Raw genomic sequence first — 21,410 nt, 5'->3', positions numbered from 1 at the left:
TCTGCAGGTCCGTCAGTTCCTCTCGGCGGTGGAGGTTGTGGTAGGCCAGCGCCAGGGCGAAGGCGTCCCGCTTCCCGATGTTCGTGCTCTCGTCGCACCGTTCCAGGCACCTGAGCAGGTAGGGGATGGTGAGAGCTGCCGATCGTGTGATCTCGCCACCGGCGTCCCTCCACGCCTTGCGCCACACGCGGAGCCTCGCGCGGAACTCGGTGGGGTCGGGGCGCATACCCTCGGTCTGCCAGTCGTAGATGCGACTCATGTACTGGCGGACGGTGTCCGGCCTGAACTCGCCAGCCTTGCCGCGCCGGATCAGATGCAGGCCGCACGAGGTGTACGCAGGCGCGGTGCACAGGTGCGCGACCCGCTTCTGCTCGGCACACCACCGTAAACTCATTGGGTGCTAGCCCGGCAGCGCGACACCCGGGACGGCGGACGATCCAGCGAACCCATGATGCGACCGCGCGAGGGCACCAGGATGTCTTCATGCGCAAAGAGGGTGCGGGACCGGGGCAAGTGGCCGGTGGTGGTGAGGGTTCTGGTGGAGCCGGTAGGGGCCGCGATCGAGGCCGATGCCCTTGAAGCGGTGGTATGCAGCAGCGAGGGGTCAATTTCTGCCATCTTCCCGGTGTTCCCATAACTCCTGGTTGCGTGTGGGTAGCGTCTGCGGTCATCACTCGGCCGGGGTGTGAGTCGGCCGGCGTTGTCCAGAACAGAGGGAGTGGGTAAGGATGCTGAGTGTGGAGACGTCTCTGAAGGAGGCGATGACCTCGATCGAGGGGAGCGTGGCGGTCGCGCTGGTCGATTACACGAGTGGCATGGCGCTGGGAACGCTGGGCGGGGGCAAGGACCTCGATCTGACGGTGGCCGCAGCGGGGAACACCGATGTGATCCGGGCGAAGGTCCGCACGATGGAGATGCTGGGCCTCAAGGACGACATCGAGGATGTGCTGATCACCCTCGGCAGCCAGTACCACCTCATGCGACTGATCAGAGGCCGCGGGGGCAACGGCCTGTTCCTGTACCTCGTTCTAGACAAGGGCCGGGCGAACTTGGCGATGGCCCGGCACCAGCTCAGGAGAATCGAAGCGGGCCTGGAGCTGTAGCCGTCTCCTTGTTTCCGTCTCTGCATGCCCACGAGTTGAAAAAGTCTTCAACTCGGCACATGTGAATGTGATCAGGCCACGGCAGGCCGGGCTGGGAGACGGGAGGATGGGTGCATCTGGGTACCGAGGGTCCGGCAGCTTCAGCTGCCGGACCTGCAATGGTCGAACCGTTGGTTGGGAGAGTTGTTCGCATGCAGGTGCCGCTGTATCAGGCCAAGGCGGAGTTCTTCCGCATGCTCGGGCATCCCGTCCGGATCCGTGTGCTGGAGCTGCTCCAGCACGGCCCTGTACCCGTACGCGAACTCTTGAACGTGATTGAGATCGAACCGTCGAACCTCTCCCAGCAACTCGCGGTATTGAGGCGGTCCGGCATCGTGATCTCCATCCGTGACGGTTCCACCGTCAGCTACGCTCTCGCCGGCGGCGACGTGGCGGAACTTTTGCGCGCCGCACGGCGCATCCTCACCGAACTCCTGGCTGGACAGAACGAACTCCTTGCCGAGCTTCGGCATACCGAAAGCTCGGCGCAGGCGGCTTCGGCTTCCCCCACTTCCGGGAGGTGACCTCTGGCCGCTGGGTCGTTGAAGATGTCGATGCTTTCAGAGCGCTTGGATCCCGAACGGCTGGGCGATCGAGACAACATGATCGGTCTTCGTTTCGGCTGCCGGCTCGATGCCTTTCGACAGCCTGTAGCCCTTCCAACAGGGGGTAACGCTGCAGATCGCTGAGACCGTTCTCGACATCGCTTGATCGGGCGGCCCAATCGTATTGACCATCGACGACGCCCAGCACATCGACCCGAGCAGCAAGCTGGTGATCGATCGGCTCCTGCGCCATCTTGCCGACGCGCCGCTCGGCCTCGTACTCAGCCACACGACGGATGGCGTGCGCGGTGGCGGACACGCGGCCATGGTCGAGGAGATGCTCCAGCCCTGGGCGGACGACGGTGTGCTGGCTCGTCGACAACTGGACGGCCTGCCGGCCGATGCCATCTACGAGTTGGTTCGAAGAGTCCGTCCCACGGCTTCCCTTGCCTTCTCCGAGAAGCTCGCCCGGCTGACCGACGGCAGGAGGCCCGGCCGCGGATCGCGGAGGAACTGGGCATCAGCCCGGGCGAGCTGGCCGGCCTGCATCGCAGGCTCGAGGTCGTGCCCGGAGCGCAAGCCCAAGGCGACGGCCGCCACAGGATTATAGGGCAGCTGGCGGCAGGCCAAGGCGGTCGTGCCATGCCCGACGGCCGACGGGCGTCACGGCGAGAGCGCGGGTAGTGCCGATGCGCGTCATCCATCCAGTGGCGAGCGCGTGGGCGCACAGGGCAGCACCCACTGCGCCCGCCAGGTGGGGACGGCGCTCGGTCCAGTCGAGGCATGCGCGTACCGGCGGTCGGCGTGAGCCGCCAGGCACCGTGATGCCGACCTCGGCCAGCCAGAGGGCGCCCTTGCGGGTCAGGGCCGGCTCGGGCCCCCAGTCCAGCAGCGCGCGCTCGACCATTGCGTCGGTGATCGCGAGCGCGACGGTTCCGGCCAGGTGGTCGTAACAAAGTCGCGCGCGGGCCAGTGCCTGCTGCCGGCCGGAGGCCGACAGCGAACGTGGCGGGGCGCTGCGCTGCGGAGCCAGCGCGGCAAGGCTCTCGATCAGTTCGACCACACTGCGGTCGGCCACCCGAATGTATCGGTGGCGACCGTGACGCTCCTCGACGAGGAGTCCGCCATTCACGAGCAGATTCAGATGCGACGTCGCGGTGGAGGGCGCGACCCCGGCATAGCGTGCCAGCTCGTTCGCCGTCCACGCCCGGCCGTCGAGCAGCGCCAGGCAGAAAGCGGCCCGGGTCCCATCAGCCAGCAGCCTTGCCACGCCCGCCAGGTCTACACCCACGTCCTGACCTGAGCGCTCAATGTTCACCGTCCCATTGTCGCCGAATTCCCTTCGACGCTCGTCGAAGCGTCTGCGTCATAGCGTCGGTATGTGTACAGGGCTCGCCGGCCCTGCACCTGCATCCACCCGCGAGGCGGTGCCGCCTCCGCTCACGCACTGGAGCAACCATGACCGCGTCACCACATCCCGGACTCCGGACGGACCTCGTGGTCACCGACGCCCCCATCCCGGCGGACATCGCGGTTATCTCCGACGCGCTGGACCGTTTCAACATGGAGAACACGGGAGTCGCCGACCGCAAACCGCTCGCCGTCCTGGTCCGTGATCCCCAGACGCACCAGGTAGTCGGTGGACTCACCGGACGCACCTCGCTCGGGCTGTTCTTCGTCGACCTCTTCTACCTGCCGCCTCAGCTGCGTGGCAGCGGGCTGGGAAGAGAGATTCTGCGGCAGGCCGAGGGCGAGGCGCACACCCGCGGCTGCCGCATGGCGGTGCTCTACACGATCACCTTCCAGGCCCCCGGCTTCTATCGGAAACAGGGGTGGAAGCGTCTGGGCGACGTCCCCTGTGATCCGCCGGGCACCAGCCGCGTCTTCATGACCAAAGAACTCACCGCATCGACCGGCAACCCCGGTTGGCCCCGGTAGGTCTGCCGTGCCCATTTTGCTCCTGCCAGCGCCTCGGCCCGTTCCTCGGAGGTGACGTCGTCGTATTCGCCCTCGGGCCGCTGCGACTGCCGGTGGTCGAGGTAGCACTGGTAGTGGCCGACGACGTCCTCCGATCATGCGTGCCGTCCAGGCCGACGCCGACCTCGCGGGCCGGATCGACTGGAGCATGGTCAGCGTCGACCCGAGGTCATGCCGAGCCCGTCAGCACGCGGCCGGGGCCCGAAAGAAGAAGCCACCCGTCTGTTCCGCAAAGTTCAATAACTGGTGCGAACGATCACGCCGACGGAGCGGCCATTAACGCTGAGGACCGATCCTGCGTGCCTAGTACGGTGACCTTCTCATCGACCGAATCCCTCGATGAGATCCTTAGGAGAAGGGGGCCGGCGCAGCCGCGGTGGCGGGGGTGCCAGCGGCAGCTGCGTTCATGGCACTGGCAGGTTTGCAGGTACCGGGGGAGGAGCGAGCGGCGGGCATGGCCTGCGAGAGCCGCCGAGCGTGCGGAGCGGCCGTGAAGGGATTCGGGAACGGAGCTGCAGTGAGGGCAGACGAGCAGAGGGCCTTGAGGCTGGGGCCGTAGCTCGACGACGGGTGCGTCACCCGATTGCCTGCCGCTGCTTGAAGGCCGCTCACGGGCACTGAACCCCTTCCGGCAAGCTTGGATCACCACCCGAGGTGCAGCGATGAACTTTGCAGTGACCATGTCCGAACTCATCAACAGATTCGGCATCACAGGCATCAACCTCTTCCCCCGATACGACCACCTTCCCCCACTGCACGAAAAGACAGCTGCCTTCCTCAGCGCAGTCGGACTGCCTCATAGCGACCAGTTCATGTCCCGCACCGAAGGCGACCCCATCAACCTCGCGGACAGGTTCTCCGAAGAAGACGGAGAACTCCCGAAAGAATGCGGAACATGGCTGGAGATCGGCTGGTTCCAAAACATGATCATCGCCCTGGACCCGGCGGACAGAAAAGTGTACGCATTCCCCGAAGGTACCCCACTCGAGGATTACGAACAGCTGAACCGTGACGTGGAATCCCTCGTCCATACCGTCGTGGCGTTCGAAGAATTTTCCATCGCCTGCCAGGAGGCAGAAGACCTCGACCTCTTGGAAAACCGCTTCAAGCACCAGATCAACCTGGACGACCAGCTCCCGTTCAGCGACGAAGACTCGCAGTGGTCACGCATTACCGATGATGTTCTGGAAGCATGCTGGACCGCCTGACCGACGGATCAGGAGTAGACAGCGGCAACAGCGCGACCCCAAGGCCGGAAACCTCTTTCCAGCTGAGTGAACAAGTCGCTCTGAACGGTCTTCGTGAGGCGGTCCTCGCCCGCGATGCCGAGTACTACCGGGAAGCGGGCGTTGAGACGCTGGCAGTGCTGATGGCGAGCGGTTGGCTGGAGGAGGAACCAGCGCATTCGGCGCTTGACGTCGAACGCGTGGTCCGCTGCGAGGAGGACATGGAGGAGCCCGGCGACGTAAGAGTGGTCGAAGCGGCGGAAGGCGTCGAACTGTTCGGGACGGCGCAGCGCGTGCGGGAGGTTGTCGAGGAAGCGGTTCGGGGCGGGCTGGGTGTGCGTCAGAACTGCAGGTCACAGAGTCTGCTCCCCGCACCCGCAGGGATGGCCCCCCACCACGCTCCTGACGGCCCTCGTCCAGCACACGCCCGGCACCCCGAACCAAGTCGTGCGCGTCCATCAGCTCATCCAGCGCACGACCCGCCACACGCTCACCCCCCCCGCCAATACGACCGGACCGCCCGCAGCGCTGCCGACGCCCTCATCGCGGCCGGCGCCGCCGCCGCGTTCGCCGAGCTGCTCGCCGACCGCGTGCGAGTACAGGGGAAGGATCACCCCGACACCCTCATTGCTCGACACAACCTCGCCCATTGGCAGGGGGAGGCGGGGGATGCGGCCGGAGCTGCCGCGGACCTGGCCGAGCTGCTCGCCGACCAGGTGCGGGTACTGGGCGACGACCACCCCTGCACCCTCGCCACCCGAGGTGACCTCGCCCGCTGGCGGGGGCAGACGGCCGAGACGGGCCCGAGTGTCGAATAACGATCGCACCCTCAAGTGATCAAGCACCCCTACGGGTGATCTTGTGGCCGTGGAGGTACAGGTGCGCACGGGGCCGAGTCCTTGGCCTCCGAGTAGGGCTGGCCCGAAGGCGGGGCGGGCTGGCTGGCCTTCTTGGGCGCGCCAGTGGTGTTCCTCGGCCATGGTGTGCCGACGGGTCCAGCGGCATGGCCATATGAAGCGGCGATGGAAACCGGTGGGGGTGGGGGCGAAGGCGCAGCGGCCCCCAGGCGGATCTGGTCAAGGTGGAACCCTCCGGAGAACAGGCAGCCGCTCAGGTCGGTATCGGTCAGAACCAGGTGCGCGGCGTCCACCCCGCGTACCGAGACCACCCGTACGCCGCTGTCGATGCCTGCCAGCAGCGCCCGCCCCGGTCACCGGCGCGCCCCGGCCCGCCGACGTCCTGGCCTGGATCGACTGCACAATCCGCGCCGTCCACACCGGCGACGACCACCTGATCGTCGTCGGCGCGGTCGAGGTCCTGGGCGCGGAGGACGACGCCGCGCCGCTCCTGTTCCACCGCGGCCGCTTCGGTCGCCTCAGTCCCTGACGGGCTCCTCGCGGGGCTGGTCGTCGGGCTCCAGAATGTACAGGTCCCAGGCGTCGGGGTCGCCGACGAGCACGTACAGCTTCGGGTGCTCGGGGGTCCCGAACACCTCCCAGGGGCCCAGGCTCCCATCGCAGGCGTCGACGGAGACCCCCACATTCTGGGACCACGGCCCGTCGCCCCTGTGGTGGACCCAGGTGCCGGAACCGGTGCAGGGCTGCCCCGCGTCGTGACGGTCGTCGTCGAAGCCGAAGGTCTTGACCCCGTCGGCCGTGACCTTGCCGTCCGCCGTGAAGGTGATCCTGCCGCCGTTGCCGTCGGACCACGTCCCGGCGAGCCGTTCCGCGGTCAGCCGCGGAGGTTCGTACCCGATCCCGGCGTACAGGGCGATACCGGCGAGCGCGCCGGTGACGACGACGCCGAGCGTCCCGCACAGCGCCACCCGGCCGAACACCGCGATGCCGGAAACCCGCGGGCGGTCCGGCAGCACCAGCCTGCGGACGACCAGCGCCGGGATGCCGAGCGCCGCAGCGCCCATGAACCACCCAATGAGGCCCGATGAGACGTTCTCCGGGAACCCGGCGGGCACCATCGACGCCGAGACGAGCCCCGGCAGGGTGCCGCCGACGGCCGCCAGGAGCGGGATCCACCACCAGACGTCACGCCCCGAGACCGTGCGGCCGAGCCATCCGGCGACGGCCACGAGCGGCATCACCACGACGACCGACAGCAGGACGGCGCCGACCGCCCCGGCCGCCACTCCGATCAATCCCATGACGAACAGGAAGAAGATGTTGAACAGGTTGTAGCCGAGGGCCGGGACCTCCTGGGTCTCCATCCACACGTAGAACACGATCGCCCCGATCACGGCCTCGAAGAACAGCACCGAGACCGACGCCGTGAACGCCGAGCCGAACCGGTCTCTCACCCGCACCCGCGTCTGCGCCCGGGCCGGAACCTGTGCCTGCCACGGGGCCCCTGCCTGCACCTGATCCCGCATTTCTGAACGCATTCGAATCCCCTCCGCCGCGCATCATCCTCCATGCGGGGCGGAGCCGCACCCTTGGGGTCGGTGTCGTTGATCATCGTTGCGTGGAATGTGCGGTGCGCGAACACCCCCCCGGATGTGTAGGAGGAATGACGGCCAGCGCCTCAGGTCCCCGGCAAGGCCTCCTACCAGCGGTGGCAGCAGAAGCTCGGCTACTCGGGCAGCGACGCCGACGGTGTCCCTGGCAAGAAGTCGTGAGACGTTCTCAAGGACCCCAAGCAGCTGTAGTCGTTGAACCTCCATGCGCCTGCTCCTCTTGACCCTCACCGTGGCCCTCATCCTCGGAGGGCTCGTCCTCCTGGTGACCGGCAGTTCCACGGCGGCAGCGATCTGCACGGCCTACTTCGCAGTCGTGATCCCGCTCGCCGTGCTCGTCGGCCGGGCCATCAAACGCTCCGACCCTCCATCCTCGGACTGAAGGAGTACTTCGTGCGCAAACGAGCTCCTCTGGCGGTTGCGGCCATGGGGGCTGCACTCGCACCCGTGGAGCCCGTCGACGGCAGCGAATGAAAGTCGCTGGGGATCCAGCCCCCTTGTCCTACGGTTTCTCACCGTAATAGGGGGACCCGGCAGAAGACTTCGAGGTCGGGGAAGAGATCACCGTCGTCGTCGTGGAAATCGAGCGGCCCCCGCCGGGTGTTCCTCGCCGGGCCGGAGAGCGGCCGGCGCGCAGGTGTGGTGCTGGCCACGTGACGGAGGTCGTGCCCGAGTCGTTGATGTGACGCGGCCGCTGCTCGCTTGCCGCCACCTTGGGCGCCTGCGGGCTTGAGGGGGCCTGGAGCTCAGACGCGCCCACCGAGTCCGAAGTGTCTACGAGCACCTCACATTTACCTGCCTGCGAAAGGAGCCGGCCGACCACCCTGTACGAGGTGGGAGACGCGGCGGCGGACCAGCGGCGCAACCCCCGCGAGCCGAGACAGAACGCCCCTGGCCAACGCGGGCTGCGGGAAGGAGGCTTGAAGGAATATGTAGATCGGTCTACTGTTCCCTCATGGGGTTGAAGGGTACGGAGACGCGGGTCCGAATGCTGGATGCGACGCAGGAGTTGATCGAGGCCGGGGGGTACCACGGTGCCGGACTCAACCAGGTGATCGCGGCCAGTGGCGCGCCCCGCGGATCGTTGTACTTCCATTTTCCCGGGGGCAAGGACCAGCTGGTCGGCGAGTCCGTCCGGCGGGCCGGACGCGTGATCGGTGACGCCCTGGAGGGTCTGGCCGACTCCAGCGCGTCGGTGGCGGAGTTCGCCGACGCGGTGCTGCGGCATCTGGGCGGCCGGCTGGAGGAGTCCGGATGGCGCAAGGGGTGCCCCGTGGCCACCGTCGCGTTGGAGACCGCCGCCACCAGTGACCCGCTGCAGGAAGCGTGCTCGGAGGTGTACACCTCATGGGAGGCGGCTCTGCGTGCGCGGCTGGCGGGCCGTCCCGATGCCGATGATGTCGCGGTCGTGATCCTCGCCCTCGTGGAGGGGGCGCTCCTGCTTGCCCGGACGCACCGCAGTATGGAGCCGTTGGATCGGGTCGCCCGCCAGATCCGTGTGCTGCTGAGCTGACATGGCCCGCCGGAAACCGGCGGGCTTTTCCGTGCCTCAAAAATATGTAGACCGATCTATTAAGGATGCTTCATGGACGCGATCGTCTTCGGCGCAACCGGCTTCATCGGCCGCTCCCTCGTCGCCGAGCTGCTCACGCGGGGGCAGAGGGTGGCAGCAGTCGCACGGAACGACACACTCACCCCCTGGCTGATCTCCCAGGGCGTTGACATCGGCGAGCTCGACATCGTCGCCGCCGACATCACCAGACCGCTGACGGAGCTGCCCGAGGCCCGCGACGTCTACAACGCCGCCGGTCGCTTCGCCTTCGGACTCGGTGAGGCGGAGGCGCGGGCGACCAACGTAACCGGGGCGCTCAACGTGGTGGAATGGGCTGCCGGCCTGCCGAGGCTGCGACGGCTGGTGCACATCAGCGGATACCGCGTCAGCGCGTCCGAAGGCCGCCTCGACTACGCCCGGCTGGGCGCCTACGAGGCGTCGAAGATCGAGGGCGACCTCGCGGTGCGCGCCCGGGCGGATGCCTTGGCGGTCCCGCTGACCATCGCCAATCCCAGCACCGTGATCGGCCCGGGCCAGTACGTCGGCATGGCCGCCCTCGTCGAGGATCTGTGGAAGGGACGGCTCCCCGCGCTGCCAGGCGGCCCCGACACCTTCCTGCCGATCACCACGATCGACTACCTCGTACGGTTCCTGGCAGAGATCCCGGCATCGCCCGCAGGCGAGCACTACTGGGTGCTCGACGACGAGACCCCTCTCCTGCCCGAGCTGATCGGCACGATCGCCGACCACATGGGCGTACGAGCACCTCGCCGCTCCATTCCCGCCGGCCTCCTGCGGCGCCTCCCGCGTAGAGTGACCGGCGCCGACCCCGAGACGCTGTCGTTCCTGTCAGCCGACCGCTACCCGACGGCCTCCGCCCGTACCTTCGCCGCGGGCGCCGGCCTGGAGATGCCCCCGGCCGCCGACGCTCTGCGCGCTTGGGCCGACGACCTGGTGGCCGCCCGCTTCGGGGCCGCAACGCCCTGGCTGAGCCCGCACGGCTTCCGCCGCTCCGCGGCCGGAAGCGCGACCTGGGTAGCCGGAGAGCGGCACCACCCCGAGCACGTCCTGCTGCACGGACTGCCGATGAACGCCGACCTCTGGGCACCCCTCGCCGCCCACATACCCGGCCCTGTTCTCGCCCCCGACCTGCCGGGCCTGGGACGCTCGGCCGCCACGACCCAGCCGGTCGACGCGTGGCTGGCCGATCTGCTGATCCCGGTACAGACCCGCCCGACCTTGGTCGCCCATTCCCTGGCCTGCGGACCCGCGCTCCGCTTCGCCGTCGACCACCCGGACCGCATCAGCCGCCTCGTCCTCGTCTCGCCGTCGTTCCTCCAGGCGCCCGCGCCCCGGCTGGCTCGTTCGCCCCTGGCCGCGCCGATGCTGCGACGCATGCCCGCCGCTCGGCTGGCGCGGGCACTCGGCGTCCCCGAAGGGCCGGAAGTGCAGAGCGCGGCAGCGGACTTGCGTCGTCCCGGAGCTGCCCGCCGGGTGGCCGCGGCCGTTCGCACGGATATCGCCGAGCGTCAGCAGTCACGAGCCCTGCTGGACCGGGTGAGCATCCCGGTCCAGATCGTCGTGGGCTCGGCCGACCCGCTGATCATGGCCGTCGACTGCCCGGTTGCCGAGCTCGCCGGGGCCGGGCACTACCCCCAGTTGACTCATCCTTCCCAAGTCGCCCACCACCTCGGCGCTCTCTCCATTTCGACCGGAGGATGACCATGACTTCAGTGCCGGGGGGCTCCTGTCAGGGCATGGCGGGGCTGGACCTGTCGTTGAGTACGTCGTTGCAGGCGGGGTCGGGGTGCGGGGCGACCTGGTGGTCGATGGCACGTGTCCAACGAGTGGTGGCTGTGGCGAGGTCGTTGTCGGCGGCAGTTGCGAACCAGACCCAGCCGTCGTCGTATGCCGCGTCGGGGACGGTGCCGACGACGTAGCGGTGGCCCGGCTCGAGTGGCAGATAGGCGGGCTTGGTCTTCGCGTAGGTGCCGTCGGCCTGCCGCAGGACGGACTGCCCGATCGTCAGCCTCGCGGCCGGAGCGCCCTTGAGCGGCTGGACGACCGTGACCTTCGACAGCAGTGCGCCGCCCGAGGCTTCGTCCTCCTCGCGGTACTCGACCGCGTGGTCGACGGTGACCAGGGCGATGGTGCGGGCGTAGCCGGCCTTGTCCTCGTCGGTGTCGGTCGCGGGCAGGCACACGCCGTGCGCGGTTGTCGGGGGTCCGCTCCCGGCGGGGGTGTCGAGGGTGGTGTACCAGGCGGTGCCGGCGGTGGTGAAGACGCTGAAAGCGCTCACTGCCGGCCCGTCAATCTCCCCGCCGGAGGCCGCTGCCATCGTGCGCCCGCGAAGCGTACGAGCGCGTCATCCAATTCGGGTCGGATCGTCGCGTCGCCCGGGTCTCCGGTGGGGCAGTCGAGCGGCCACAGGGCCACCCAGCCCGCGCTGTTGACACGGATCCGCGGCTCGGGAGTTGCCTCGGCAGTGAGCCGCAGGTGAAGCATGACGGTGCCGTCGTCATTCTTGCCGAGCGGCGGTTCGAACAGGCGCGGTGCGACGTCCGCGACCTCCCGCCACTCGAAGCGGAGCGTCCGCCTACCCAACGCGAACTCGATCCCGTTCTCGTCCAGGCATAACTCGGCGCGCCGCCAGGTGAGGGGCGGGATCAGCAGGTCGATGGCGGGGGGAAGCGCCACGAAGAAGCCCACGGTCTGCAAGGCGCCGGGATCCTGCCAGCCGTCCTCGAAGGTGATGATGCCGACCCACACCAGCGCGATCGTCCACATCCCCACGTACATGGCCGGCTGCCCCCCTCTGGTGATCCGCGGCCCGACGTAACCGGGGATGCGTACGGACTGTGGGGTGGTGCTCGCCGCGGGCAGCGGGCGGACCGGCCAGGGCACGCGGGTGCGGGCGCGCCGCCGACGCGCCGGGGCGCCGCCGCGCTGACGGGCCGCGAAGCCTGCCTGGATCTGGGCGTGGCGGAACTGGTAGACGCCGCCGACCTGTCGCAGCAGACCCACGCGGCGCGCGTCCTCGAGGAACGCCATGGTCGACCATGGCAACGTTCCCAGAGCCGCGAGAGTCACCTTCGCGAGCAGCCACTGCGTCCAGGGGCTAAGCGCCACGATCACCGCGGCCGCCCCGGCGGTTCCGGAGATCCAACTGCCGAACAGCACGCTGCGGTCGGGGGTGTGGACGATGCTGAGGGTGCCGATGGCTCCGATCACCGGTGCGACACCGAGCACCATGAGCACGGTGCTGGCCCGCTCTCCGCTCAGCAGTGCCCGCGGTCCGACGGCCTGCGCGGTGTCGGCGGGCGCGCCGACGACCATCATGAGCAGCGGCGGAACGATGAAGCCCAGCGCCATGAACGGCTTGTCCTGTGCCAGGAGCAAGACGATGGGTGCCAGAAACACAAGAAGCCAGAACAGGCCTGGGATACGCGACCGGTGGCTGCCGAACATGGCGAGCCGACGGGGCAGAGGCCCCTTCCACAAGTGCGAGAGCAGCAGGAGTAAGCCTCCCATCGTCCCGAACATCGTGGCGGCCCAGGCTCCCACGGCTACCTGGAAGGCTTGAAACGCATCGCCTCTGGTGATCCAGTCCTGGAACCACGAGGAACCCGTCATCAGCAGGACATAGCCGATCAGCAGCGCCGGCGCCTTGAGGAACGTCGGCGCCTTCGCTCGGTGCAGCTCCCACCAAGCTAACTCTTTGGTCTTTGCCGCGGTGAGATGGGCGGCTAGGAAGCCAAGGGCACGCTGCGCCTGTGCGTGCCCCCACTCGCGTACTGGATGGGGCTGGTGGGGCGAGGCCGGTCCGGAGGGGAAGGCTGCCGGAACGATGGAGTCGAGCAGGTGCCGTTCGATGGCCACGACATCGGGAAAGCGGGATTCGTCGACGAGCTCGCCGGGATCGGCGTCCGCGCGGGCGTACACCGTGCGGGCCAGCCACAGCATGAGCGGGGACGAGAGGGCCCTGGCCGACACGGCTTCGGGGTGGTGGGTGATGTGGTCCAGGAGCCCCTGCCAGCGCCGGGTGCGCTGGGGATGCGAGGAGCCGCGCAGGTACACGGCCGCCGCGGCCCCTTCCACCGGCTGTGCCTTGATCACGGCCGCCGCCTGTAGCACGGTCTCTTCTTCGACGAGTTCGGCATACTCCGTCGTGCGGGAGGCGAGAATGAGCGGCGCGCTGTCGGCGCCTGTCTTGTTGAGTCCGGCCAGCGCCGCTGACCGAAGCGGACGCGGTAGTTCGTCCAGGCCGTCGAGAACCGGAAGTACCCGCCGGTCGCGCACCAGGTCGCGGATCCGGGCTCGGTCGAGATCCCTGCTCAGGCCGATGTATTCCTCGTGGATGCGGCGCGCGAGCCAGACGTCGAAGTGTTCCTTGCTCGCGTCCCAGGTGGAAACCAGTAGCGGTACGGGAACGGGCCTCGTCACATCGTGCAGGCTCAGCAACTGCAGCGACAGAAGGATCGCCAGGGACGTCTTGCCCGTGCCGGGACCACCGATGATCACCAGACGCTGGGCGGGCAGAGCCTGGAAGGCAGCGGCGAGTTGGGCGAGGCCCGCAGTGCTGCCTGCCACGTCCGCCCCGATGTGCTCGCGGTGATCGGCGACCGTCCAGTCGGCCCGCCAGCCCACCGCGAGCCTGGCGCTTCCGGCCAGGCCGAGAGCCCCCGCCTCGTCCCGCCACTGAGCGAGCACCACGCGCGCCAATTCGGCGGCGGCGCGGTCCTGCGGCGTCTGCGGCAACGGCAGATGCAGGTGAACGGCACTGAAGTCCCGGCCCTGGATCACGTACGTCGCATTGCCCGAGAACACGTTGTGCACGTCGCCCTGTGCCTGCTCCGACATGGCCGCTCAGCCGGTCTCTGTCCGCGGTCTACAGGAAAGCTTCATCTTGTACATCCCCGTTTCGCCCGACGTCGCGTTCCTGCCGCTCCGATATCGGGCGGCGCGCCTCCGGACGTACAGACTCGTGGAGGCGGACTCGTGACGCCACGTCTGGACGCTCCATCACGGCACGGCAGGGCCGACGCCGCGTCATGGCTGGTTGAATGTGATGGGGCTGTGGAAATCCCGCCCCATGATGACGGTGTCCTGCCTGCCGCCCGTGATGCGGTTGTCGACATCACCCGCACCGGTTCGGGCTGCGGCGTCTTCCGCACTGCTCCGCCAGGCCGTGAGATCGTCGCGAAACGCGTGGTCGTACGTGGCCCGCAGCGCCAGCACGCGGGCGAGCGCTCGCGCCCGCTCCATGCTCTCGGCCTGCTCGTCCAGGGCCACGAGTTCTTCCTCCCCTGACGGGACCTCCTCGGGTGCGCCGGGCACCCTGTCCGGTTCGGTGCGACGCCGCACGAGGTCGCGCAGCGACATCCATGCCTGCTGCCCCGCCGCGCCCGCAGTGCCACTGGCCAGCGCCGTGAGGAGCTCGGCCGTGATCGCTTCCATGGGCCCTCCGTCCCCCGTGGTCCCTCCCAAATGCCCTCGCCTCCAATGGAGTTGGACCCGGCGGAGAGGGCGCTACACGAACGGTACCTGCCCGGATCTCACTGCGCCCGAACCTCCGTGCCGGGGAACTGCTGCAACACCCAGCCCCTCGCCGAGTATCGAGCATCTGCGCAGGACCATGAAGGGTGCCCTTCTGTCGGCAGGACAGCCGGCGACCACAACCGGCAAGGCCACCACCGACCAGCGCCGCAGCTGCAAGCCGGTGATCGGCTACAGCTACATCCACTCGGCCGTCGACGATCACTCCCGCCCGGCCTACAGCGAAGTCCTGCCCGACGAACGCCAGCCCACCGCCACTGCCTTCTGGCAACACGCGAACGCATTCTTCGCCGCCCACGGCATCACCGTCGAACGGGTTCTGACCGACAACGGCTCCTGCTACAAGTCCCAGCTGTTCACCCAGACGCTGACCACGGCCGGCATCGCCCACAAGAAGATCCGCCCCTACCGGCCGCAGACCAACGGCAAGGTCGAACGCTTCAACCGCACCCTCCTCGACGAATGGGCCTACCTACGGCCCTACACCAGCAACACCGAGCGAACCGAAGCCCTGACAGGCCTTCCTCCACACCTACAACCACCACCGCTGCCACACCGCACTCGACGGCCACCCGCCCATCAGCCGCGTCAACAACCCTGCGGGTCAATACAGCTAGGCCGTTGTATCGGAAGTGGATCTCGTCAGGTGTCGAGTGGAAGTTCCAGCAGTTCGTCTGGGGGCTGGAAACCGAGGCGCCGATAGAGCGGGGTGCTGCGCTCTGACGGCCAGACGATCAAGCCCTCAAGGCCTGCACTGCGGGAATGCTGCTTCAGCCCCTCAAGGAGCGCGGAGCCGGCTCCTTTGTTCCGCTGTGACGGCAGGACGAAGTAGTTCGTGACATAGCCGACCGGGTTGTTGTCCTCGTAGGGATCCGGCATCCGCTCCACCAGACAGAGGAAGACGTGACCGCAGATTTCACCTTCGGTCTCCGCGACCCAGGCCAGCCAGTGGCCGTCCCTGAGCCGGTCGTGGATCCATTGCTCTGCCTCTTCCAGGGGCCGAGCGGGGGTCGGTGGTCGCCCTTCGTGGTCCTCTTGCTTGAACGTCCATCGGAGTTCGGCCAGGCGGCCCGCATCGGCGGGTCGGGCGGAGCGCACGGTGAAGTCTGTGATCATGGGGCGATTTTCCCGGTCACACCGCGGTGGGGCGATCTGATTTCCGTGCCGGCCACAGCCATTCGTTGATGGCCGCGACGAGGACGGAGTCTTCGTGGCGGACGGCGAGTTTCTCGTAGTGGGTGGCCACCGCCCGGTGCCTCTGGGGTCAAACCTCCGCATGAGCGTCCGAGTCCGCGGCCGGCCGGCTCGATGTCGACACCACCTGGCGGCTCGACCTGCAGTTCCCCCTCTTTTCGAGCCCGGCGGCGTGCTGGTGGGCCCGGCACACCGTGGAGTCGACGTCGATGTCCCACATGATCAGATGCTTTGCGTCGGCCTGGGCCTGCAGCTCGGCGAGGAAGCGTTTCCAGGTGCCGTCCCGCTGCCAGCGACGGAACAGGTCGTACACGCGGCCCCAGGGACCGTACCGCTCTGGCACATCCCTCCACGGCGCCCCGGTGCGTGTCCGCCAGCGTATGCCGTTGATCAGCTGTCGCCGGGTCCAAATCGGCGACCGTCCAGGGTTCTTGCCCGTTGGCAGCAACGGCTCCAGCCGGGCCCACTGAGCATCGGTCAGATCGCCACGTTTCACAAAGTGAGATCATCTCTCAGCGGACTGCCTGACGGGACACCTGGCGGATGGGACGATCCGTGACGTGATCGCTTGGATGCACCGAACCCGACTCCGGGTGGTGATAGTGGTGTGCGCTATTGCAGCCGGCCTGCTTCTCGTTGGCGCCGTCGCGCATGTCACCGACCTTCTTCACCACGGCCTTCAGCCTTACGAATGGGCTCCGAGGTGGCTCAACTTCTACTGGTCCTCGCTGGCGCTCCTCGACCTGCTTGCAGCGGCGCTTCTGGTCAGCGGCAAGCGCCGAGGGATAGACCTCGCTTGCGCCATCATGACGACCGACCTCGCCGCCAACTGGTACGCGACCTGTGGCATCCAGCAGAGCAACCTCGCCGCTCAGCCCGGCCTCCAACGACTGGTCGCCTTCAGCGCATTTGTCTTGGGAACGGCGCCTTTCGTCCGACGACACCTCAGCTGAGCTGACGGGAAAGGGACCCACTTCCGACACACGGCCTACAGCTTGCATTGCATTGCCTTCGAGGTGCCGCTGACCTCCGATCGGTCTGTCGTCGTCGGTCGTTGGCGGCCGTCGTTGAGCCTCCTCGCGCGGCCCCGAGGCGGCCCGACCCGGCCGCGCGGCAACTGATCGTCAGCGCTGCCGGGTCTGCGCCCTGTCTCCGGCGCGTCCTGTTCTGAAGCCGGGCGCATCCCGGCTTAGCCTTTGAGTTCGAGGAGGCCGGGCAGACGTGCGAGCCCAGTCGGCCCCTCCTCGTGGAGCCCTCGCGAGCCATCCGGTAGGCGCACCTGCCGGGGCCGCCCGCAGCATCCCCATCTGATCCACTTCCGCCAGGGCTTGCTGACCCCCGCGTCGCGCGCCGGGGTTCAAGCGTGCCAGGACTGTGGGAAAGACGCCTCGGTTACTTGCGTCCTTCACGGTGATGTAGTCAGGCGTGACATCTACGATTAGCCATCGGGGACGCGAGCTGTACATGACGCTCGGGCAGAGCCGGAGCTCGACGTCGTTCCATCCGGTGTCGGCGTCTCAGGTGGGCGGAGCCGAACAGGTGTCATGCAGCGCGCGCAGCGGATTCAATGGAGAGGCGGCGAAGGTCATACCGTCCGGGCCGCTTTCGTTTCGTCAGCGACCCGGAACCATAGTGGATACCTCGTGCCAGGGGGCCGAAGTGCCAGTCATGCTCTACTACCCGCGGATCGAGCCGCCGACCGAGCTGATCCACCAGGCGCTTCTGTACTGGGACGGTCTTTCGACCGTGGTGCCGGCCGACGGCAACCTTCGGCAACTGGTCATCCCGCCCGTGCTGACCGACCTTCAGGCTCGCGGCTTCTACAAGCCTCAATCCTTGGACGTGGATCTGCTGTGGTCCAACTCCCCAGCCGCGCAAGCCCTGCGCGCAGATCTGTTCGAACTGGCGACACACAGGGCAGACACTCCCGGACTGAACCATCGTGACACCGTGCTCTGGGGGACCAAACTCGCCGGTTGGCTGCGGCGCGAGTTGCAGCGACTCGGCTTGGCTGGTCCGCAACTCACGGCCCCCGACAACAGTCATTACATGCTGGTCCCGCGTGCTGTCTCGCAAGTCGTGATCGGTGTTGTCGCGCGAGAACTCGCAGCCGCTGACTCGTGGTCGTCGCAGATCCCATGTACGGATGACTCGTACTCGGAGGACTCGGCCTTGCGGCACCCCGGCCGACTTTCACGCTGGCCCTCCGGGTGGCGGCCTGCTTGGGAGGTCGAGATCGGCAGGCTGCTACCGCTGCCCGCTTCCTCGACCCCGATCGCGGACGTCATCGCCTTCCGTGAGAAGTACGACGACGAGCGTCAACGGCTCATGCGATGCATCCACACCATGCTTGGTGACCTGCGTCGCGACTACGAGCACCCGGCCGACGTGCTCGCACACCTTCGAGCCGAGATCTCCGAAGCGGCGGAGGACTACCACCGGATCGTACGCAGCACCCGATTCGCCTGGGTCCAACGATCCATCATGGTCACCGTCGCCGTGACTGCGGCCGCCGCAGGCTCGCTCCTCGCCCCGGAGGTGGGCTGGGTGCTCGGCACCGTGAACGGCTTGGCCCTCAATCTCGGTACGCGGGAAATCCGCGGCGCAGGTCGTTTCGGCGAGCGGAAGGACTTCAGCTATCTGCATCGTGTGGGGGCCGAACTCGCCTGAGCCATGAGCCATTCACTGATCTGAGAGCTCTTCCGCAGGTCGCGTCACTGCCGCGGAAGGTCGCCGACGTCCTGGAGGTGCATCGTCATCCCGGAGAGGTACGCACGGCCCTCGGACGTACCCCCTGCGGTATGACCTCGAATCGTGCCTGGTGGGGCCGCGCGGGCCCCCTCTCCCTCCTAGCGTGGAGGGCATGTCGTCGTCACTGTTCACCTTCACCGTCAAGGACTTCAGGGCCCAGCTGCGCCAGCTGGTGCTCACGGGCGCGGCCGTCGCCGTCGGCGTGGCCTTCCTCGTCCTGTCCGTCGGCGGTGCGGGCGCGCTCGTCCGGTCCTACGAGCAGTCGGCCGCCGCCGACGTCGGCGACGCGCCCGTCCAGGTGGTCCCCAGGGCCGGTTCGCCGCTCTCCGCCGACGCGGCGACCCGCGCCGCACGGGTACCGCAGGTGATGGAGGTGGCCGAGCGGCTCGTCGGCCACGCGAACGTGATCGCCCCCTCCGGGCGCCCCCTCGACGACCGTGCCTTGGTCACCTCGATCGCCGCCGATCCGGCCCTGCGCTGGCAGCGCCTCGCCGAAGGCCAGTGGCCCGAAGGCCCCGGCGAAGTCGTCCTGGACCGGAAGAGCGCGCGGCGCGTCGGCGTACGGCCGGGTGGCACCGTACGGCTGACGAAGGCCGACGGCGGCACGGCGGACGTCCGGCTCACCGGGCTCCTCGACACCTCCGCCTCGAACACCCTCGGCGGGCAGCCCGCGATCGGGGTGCCGTACGCGCAGGTGCCGACGTACGCAACGGGGGTACGGGCGGAACGCCTCGACCTTGGCATCGCCCCGGGCGCGGACGACCTCGCGGTGGCGACGGCGGTCAAGAAGGAACTGCACGGCAAGGTCTCCGCTTTCACACACGCCGGGGCCGTCGAGGACGCGAAGCGGAGCGCCGGAACGATGTACGCAATCGTGATGACGGCTGCGCTGTCGTTTGTCCTCATCGCGATGGCCGTGGCGCGCATGGTCGTCACCAACACCTTCTCCGTGGTCCTCGCCCAACGCGCCCGCCATCTCGCCCTGTTGCGGTGCATCGGCACCGACCGCGAGCAGATCCTCCGGATCATCCGCCGCCAGGGCCTCATGCTCGGCGCGCTCGCCTCCGCCACCGGGCTCGCGGCGGGCGCGGCGGCCTGCGCCCTCGGCACGGCACTACTCGCCGGCCTCGCCGACCTGGGCCCCATCGAGGTGTCGCTGATGCCGGGCGGGTGGACGTTCGGGCTCGCCGGGGCCTTCGGGGTGCTGCTCACCCTGTGGGCGGTGCGCAAGCCGGCCCGGGCCGCCGCCACCGTGCCCCCGATGGCCGCGCTCGCGGCGAGCGGGGCGGCGAAGCTGCCGGAGCCGGGCAGTCGGGCCGTCCGGGAGTCGGTCTCCGTACTGATGCTGGTCGCCGGTGCGGGACTTCTTGTGCTGGGCGCGTTCGGCGGCTCGGCACTCTCCCTGCTCGTCGTGACGCTGGGCGCGATCCTCACCTTCTTCGCCGTCCTGCGGTACGCGCGCCATCTGCTGCCGCCGCTCGTCGGACTGCTCGGCCTGGCGCTGCGCCGGCCGTTCGGCACGGTCGGCCGGCTGTCCGTACAGCAACTGCGGGCGAACGCCGGCCGCACCGCCGCCGCCTCCTCGGCGATGCTGGTCGGCGTGACCGTCGCCGTCTCGGCCGTGACCGCGATCGGAGCCGCCAAGGGCGGACTCGACACGCTGCTCGCGAGCCGAATGCCGGCGGTCTTCACCCTGGACACGGACGCAGGCCGGGTGCCCATCGACGCGGTCACCGCCCTGCGCGCCGCCTCTCGCGAACTGACGGTCACGCCTGTGCGTACCGCGACCCTCACCGTCGACGGCCGGAAGACGCTGGTCGCGGCGGCCGACCCGGCGGGCCTCAACCCGGACGCCGAGGGAGTGGCAGCGGCCCGCACCCTGAAGGACGGCGAGGCGCTCACCCTCGCGGGCCGGGGAAGCACGCTGACCGTCGCCGGCACCCGGCTCACCGCCGTACCAGGCGCGGCTTCGCTGCCCGTCTCCCTCTTCCCGGAGGCGACGGTGTACGTCACCGGGGCCACCCTCGACCGGCTTTCGCCGAGCGGAGTCACCGTCTCCACCGTGCTCCTCAACCCTGCGGGGGACACCGGCCACGACGCGGCCCGCGCGGCGGTCGACCGGGCCCTCGCCGCCCACCCGGAGATCCGGATCGCGGACACCGGATCCGACGCCGACCTGATCCGCGGGATGCTCGACCGGATGATGCTCGTGGTCACAGTCCTGCTCGGCTTCTCGATCGCGATCGCCGCGATCGGCGTGGCCGCCACCCTGATGCTCACGGTGGAGGAACGCACCCGCGAGTTCGGGATGCTCCGCGCGATCGGCCTCGCGGGCGGGCAGCTGCGCCGGATGCTGACCCTGGAGTCGGTGCTGCTCGCCCTCACGGGAGCGCTCGCGGGAACACTCCTGGGACTGGTCTACGGCACGCTCGCGGCCCACTCGGTCCTCGCCGGCCACGTCTCCCCGCTGGAAGCCCTCGCCTCCTCGGGCGGCACGGCCCTGACGGTCCTCGCCATCCTGGCGACGACGCTCCTGACGGGCATCGCGGCCTCGGTCGTCCCGGCCCGGCGGGTCCGGCGGATGGTCGTGGTGGACGCGCTCCAGGCGACGTAGCCGGGAAGCTGATGGGAGGCGCTCGGCTCAGCTCTCTGGTTGTGGGGCTTTCCACGCGCGAGCCGGGAAGGGCTTGTCGTGCGAGCCGAGCCAGGGATGATCGACTCATGCGAGGCAGCTTCGTCAGGGTCGCCGAGTACTCCAGCTGTAGATCGTGATCTTCATGTCTGGCATGCGGCTTGTCGCTGGTAATGGCTGGTGCGGGATCGCTGCTGATGATGGCGTCGCCAGTCGGACCAGCCGAGTCGGTGGGCGACATCGTGGAGGGGCTGGAAGACGAGCGTGATGAACAGGCGCTGGATCTCGTTACAGGACAGCGGGACCAGCCCGTTTGGGGCGGGGTTGCGGGCGTGTTCGTCGGCGCGGACGACGGCCAGGAAGGCGTG

The 21,410-nt window shown here is 68.6% G+C and carries 19 protein-coding genes and 3 pseudogenes; 15 read left to right on the top strand and 7 right to left on the bottom strand.

The features are described from left to right. The first annotated feature begins 728 nt into the window (after positions 1–728). The 3 genes from OG259_RS00205 (at position 729) to OG259_RS00195 (ending at position 2,297) form a co-directional block, all read left to right on the top strand. Positions 729–1,103 carry a hypothetical protein gene (locus OG259_RS00205; protein ID WP_328940276.1) on the top strand — a complete coding sequence of 125 codons (375 nt, stop codon included), beginning with the start codon at positions 729–731 and terminating at the stop codon, positions 1,101–1,103. Positions 1,104–1,294: 191 nt separating this feature from the next. Then, positions 1,295–1,666, top strand: coding sequence for an ArsR/SmtB family transcription factor (locus OG259_RS00200; RefSeq protein WP_328940275.1), 372 nt, complete (start codon positions 1,295–1,297; stop codon positions 1,664–1,666). 205 nt (positions 1,667–1,871) lie between these two features. Beyond that, entirely contained in the window at positions 1,872–2,297 is a 426-nt protein-coding gene (locus OG259_RS00195) for a hypothetical protein (protein WP_328947329.1), read from the top strand. Here OG259_RS00195 and OG259_RS00190 read toward each other — a convergent pair. Then, complete coding sequence (locus OG259_RS00190) at positions 2,292–3,005, bottom strand: ArsR/SmtB family transcription factor (RefSeq protein WP_328940274.1); 714 nt, start codon at positions 3,003–3,005, stop codon at positions 2,292–2,294. The two genes, OG259_RS00195 and OG259_RS00190, sit on opposite strands and share 6 nt — an antisense overlap. 140 nt (positions 3,006–3,145) lie before the next feature. Here OG259_RS00190 and OG259_RS00185 point away from each other — a divergent pair, with 140 nt between their 5' ends. The 5 genes and pseudogenes from OG259_RS00185 to OG259_RS00160 all read left to right on the top strand — a co-directional run. Continuing rightward, complete coding sequence (locus OG259_RS00185; protein ID WP_328940273.1) at positions 3,146–3,625, top strand: GNAT family N-acetyltransferase; 480 nt, start codon at positions 3,146–3,148, stop codon at positions 3,623–3,625. Positions 3,626–3,758: 133 nt separating this feature from the next. After that, positions 3,759–3,887 (top strand): annotated as a pseudogene (locus tag OG259_RS00180) (IS5/IS1182 family transposase); the annotation flags it as partial. Positions 3,888–4,326: 439 nt separating this feature from the next. Next, positions 4,327–4,872, top strand: coding sequence for an SUKH-4 family immunity protein (locus OG259_RS00175; RefSeq protein ID WP_328940272.1), 546 nt, complete (start codon positions 4,327–4,329; stop codon positions 4,870–4,872). Further along, complete coding sequence (locus tag OG259_RS00170) at positions 4,857–5,708, top strand: tetratricopeptide repeat protein (RefSeq protein WP_328940271.1); 852 nt, start codon at positions 4,857–4,859, stop codon at positions 5,706–5,708. The genes OG259_RS00175 and OG259_RS00170 overlap by 16 nt, the downstream gene beginning before the upstream one ends. A 382-nt stretch (positions 5,709–6,090) precedes the next feature. Beyond that, positions 6,091–6,276 (top strand): annotated as a pseudogene (locus OG259_RS00160) (flavin reductase family protein); the annotation flags it as partial. On the opposite strand, the gene OG259_RS00155 reads toward OG259_RS00160, so the two are convergent. Continuing rightward, positions 6,266–7,201: a hypothetical protein gene (locus tag OG259_RS00155; protein WP_328940270.1), complete on the bottom strand. Its 936-nt coding sequence runs from the start codon at positions 7,199–7,201 to the stop codon at positions 6,266–6,268. The pseudogene OG259_RS00160 and the gene OG259_RS00155 overlap by 11 nt on opposite strands. 361 nt (positions 7,202–7,562) lie before the next feature. Between OG259_RS00155 and OG259_RS00150 the strand changes: the two genes are divergently transcribed. The 3 genes from OG259_RS00150 (at position 7,563) to OG259_RS00140 (ending at position 10,631) form a co-directional block, all read left to right on the top strand. Further along, complete coding sequence (locus OG259_RS00150) at positions 7,563–7,739, top strand: hypothetical protein (RefSeq protein ID WP_328940269.1); 177 nt, start codon at positions 7,563–7,565, stop codon at positions 7,737–7,739. A gap of 606 nt (positions 7,740–8,345) precedes the next feature. Then, the gene (locus OG259_RS00145; RefSeq protein ID WP_328940268.1) at positions 8,346–8,870 is read left to right on the top strand and encodes a TetR/AcrR family transcriptional regulator; all 525 of its coding nucleotides are present in this window, start codon (positions 8,346–8,348) and stop codon (positions 8,868–8,870) included. 72 nt (positions 8,871–8,942) lie between these two features. After that, entirely contained in the window at positions 8,943–10,631 is a 1,689-nt protein-coding gene (locus OG259_RS00140; RefSeq protein ID WP_328940267.1) for an alpha/beta fold hydrolase, read from the top strand. Between the two features lie 28 nt (positions 10,632–10,659). Here the strand turns inward: OG259_RS00140 and OG259_RS00135 are convergent, their stop codons facing one another. From OG259_RS00135 to OG259_RS00125, 3 genes are all read right to left on the bottom strand, one after another. Then, positions 10,660–11,208 carry a hypothetical protein gene (locus tag OG259_RS00135; protein WP_328940266.1) on the bottom strand — a complete coding sequence of 183 codons (549 nt, stop codon included), beginning with the start codon at positions 11,206–11,208 and terminating at the stop codon, positions 10,660–10,662. Beyond that, positions 11,205–13,769: an NACHT domain-containing protein gene (locus tag OG259_RS00130; protein ID WP_328940265.1), complete on the bottom strand. Its 2,565-nt coding sequence runs from the start codon at positions 13,767–13,769 to the stop codon at positions 11,205–11,207. Before OG259_RS00130 ends, OG259_RS00135 begins: the two co-directional genes overlap by 4 nt. A gap of 189 nt (positions 13,770–13,958) precedes the next feature. After that, on the bottom strand, positions 13,959–14,366 hold the full coding sequence (locus OG259_RS00125) for a hypothetical protein (protein WP_328940264.1): 408 nt from the start codon (positions 14,364–14,366) through the stop codon (positions 13,959–13,961). A 247-nt stretch (positions 14,367–14,613) separates the two neighbouring features. On the opposite strand from OG259_RS00125, the pseudogene OG259_RS00120 reads away from it, so the two are divergent. Beyond that, a pseudogene (locus OG259_RS00120) lies at positions 14,614–15,082 on the top strand (integrase core domain-containing protein); the annotation flags it as partial. 25 nt (positions 15,083–15,107) lie between these two features. Here the strand turns inward: OG259_RS00120 and OG259_RS00115 are convergent. Next, complete coding sequence (locus OG259_RS00115) at positions 15,108–15,581, bottom strand: GNAT family N-acetyltransferase (protein WP_328940263.1); 474 nt, start codon at positions 15,579–15,581, stop codon at positions 15,108–15,110. 148 nt (positions 15,582–15,729) lie between these two features. Next, positions 15,730–16,155, bottom strand: coding sequence for an IS5 family transposase (locus OG259_RS00110; protein WP_443051892.1), 426 nt, complete (start codon positions 16,153–16,155; stop codon positions 15,730–15,732). 64 nt (positions 16,156–16,219) lie between these two features. On the opposite strand from OG259_RS00110, the gene OG259_RS00105 reads away from it, so the two are divergent. The 3 genes from OG259_RS00105 to OG259_RS00095 all read left to right on the top strand — a co-directional run bounded on the left by OG259_RS00105 (position 16,220) and on the right by OG259_RS00095 (position 21,024). Further along, entirely contained in the window at positions 16,220–16,612 is a 393-nt protein-coding gene (locus tag OG259_RS00105; protein ID WP_328940262.1) for a hypothetical protein, read from the top strand. A 715-nt stretch (positions 16,613–17,327) separates the two neighbouring features. After that, positions 17,328–18,329: a hypothetical protein gene (locus tag OG259_RS00100; RefSeq protein WP_328940261.1), complete on the top strand. Its 1,002-nt coding sequence runs from the start codon at positions 17,328–17,330 to the stop codon at positions 18,327–18,329. A gap of 193 nt (positions 18,330–18,522) precedes the next feature. Further along, complete coding sequence (locus OG259_RS00095; RefSeq protein WP_328940260.1) at positions 18,523–21,024, top strand: ABC transporter permease; 2,502 nt, start codon at positions 18,523–18,525, stop codon at positions 21,022–21,024. Positions 21,025–21,410 lie beyond the last annotated feature (386 nt).

The sequence above is a fragment of the Streptomyces sp. NBC_00250 genome (genome assembly GCF_036192275.1).
In the GTDB taxonomy this organism is placed as follows: Bacteria; Actinomycetota; Actinomycetes; order Streptomycetales; family Streptomycetaceae; genus Streptomyces.
The sequence above is the reverse complement of the archived record's forward strand: the minus strand, read 5'-3'. Positions and strand labels throughout refer to the sequence as shown.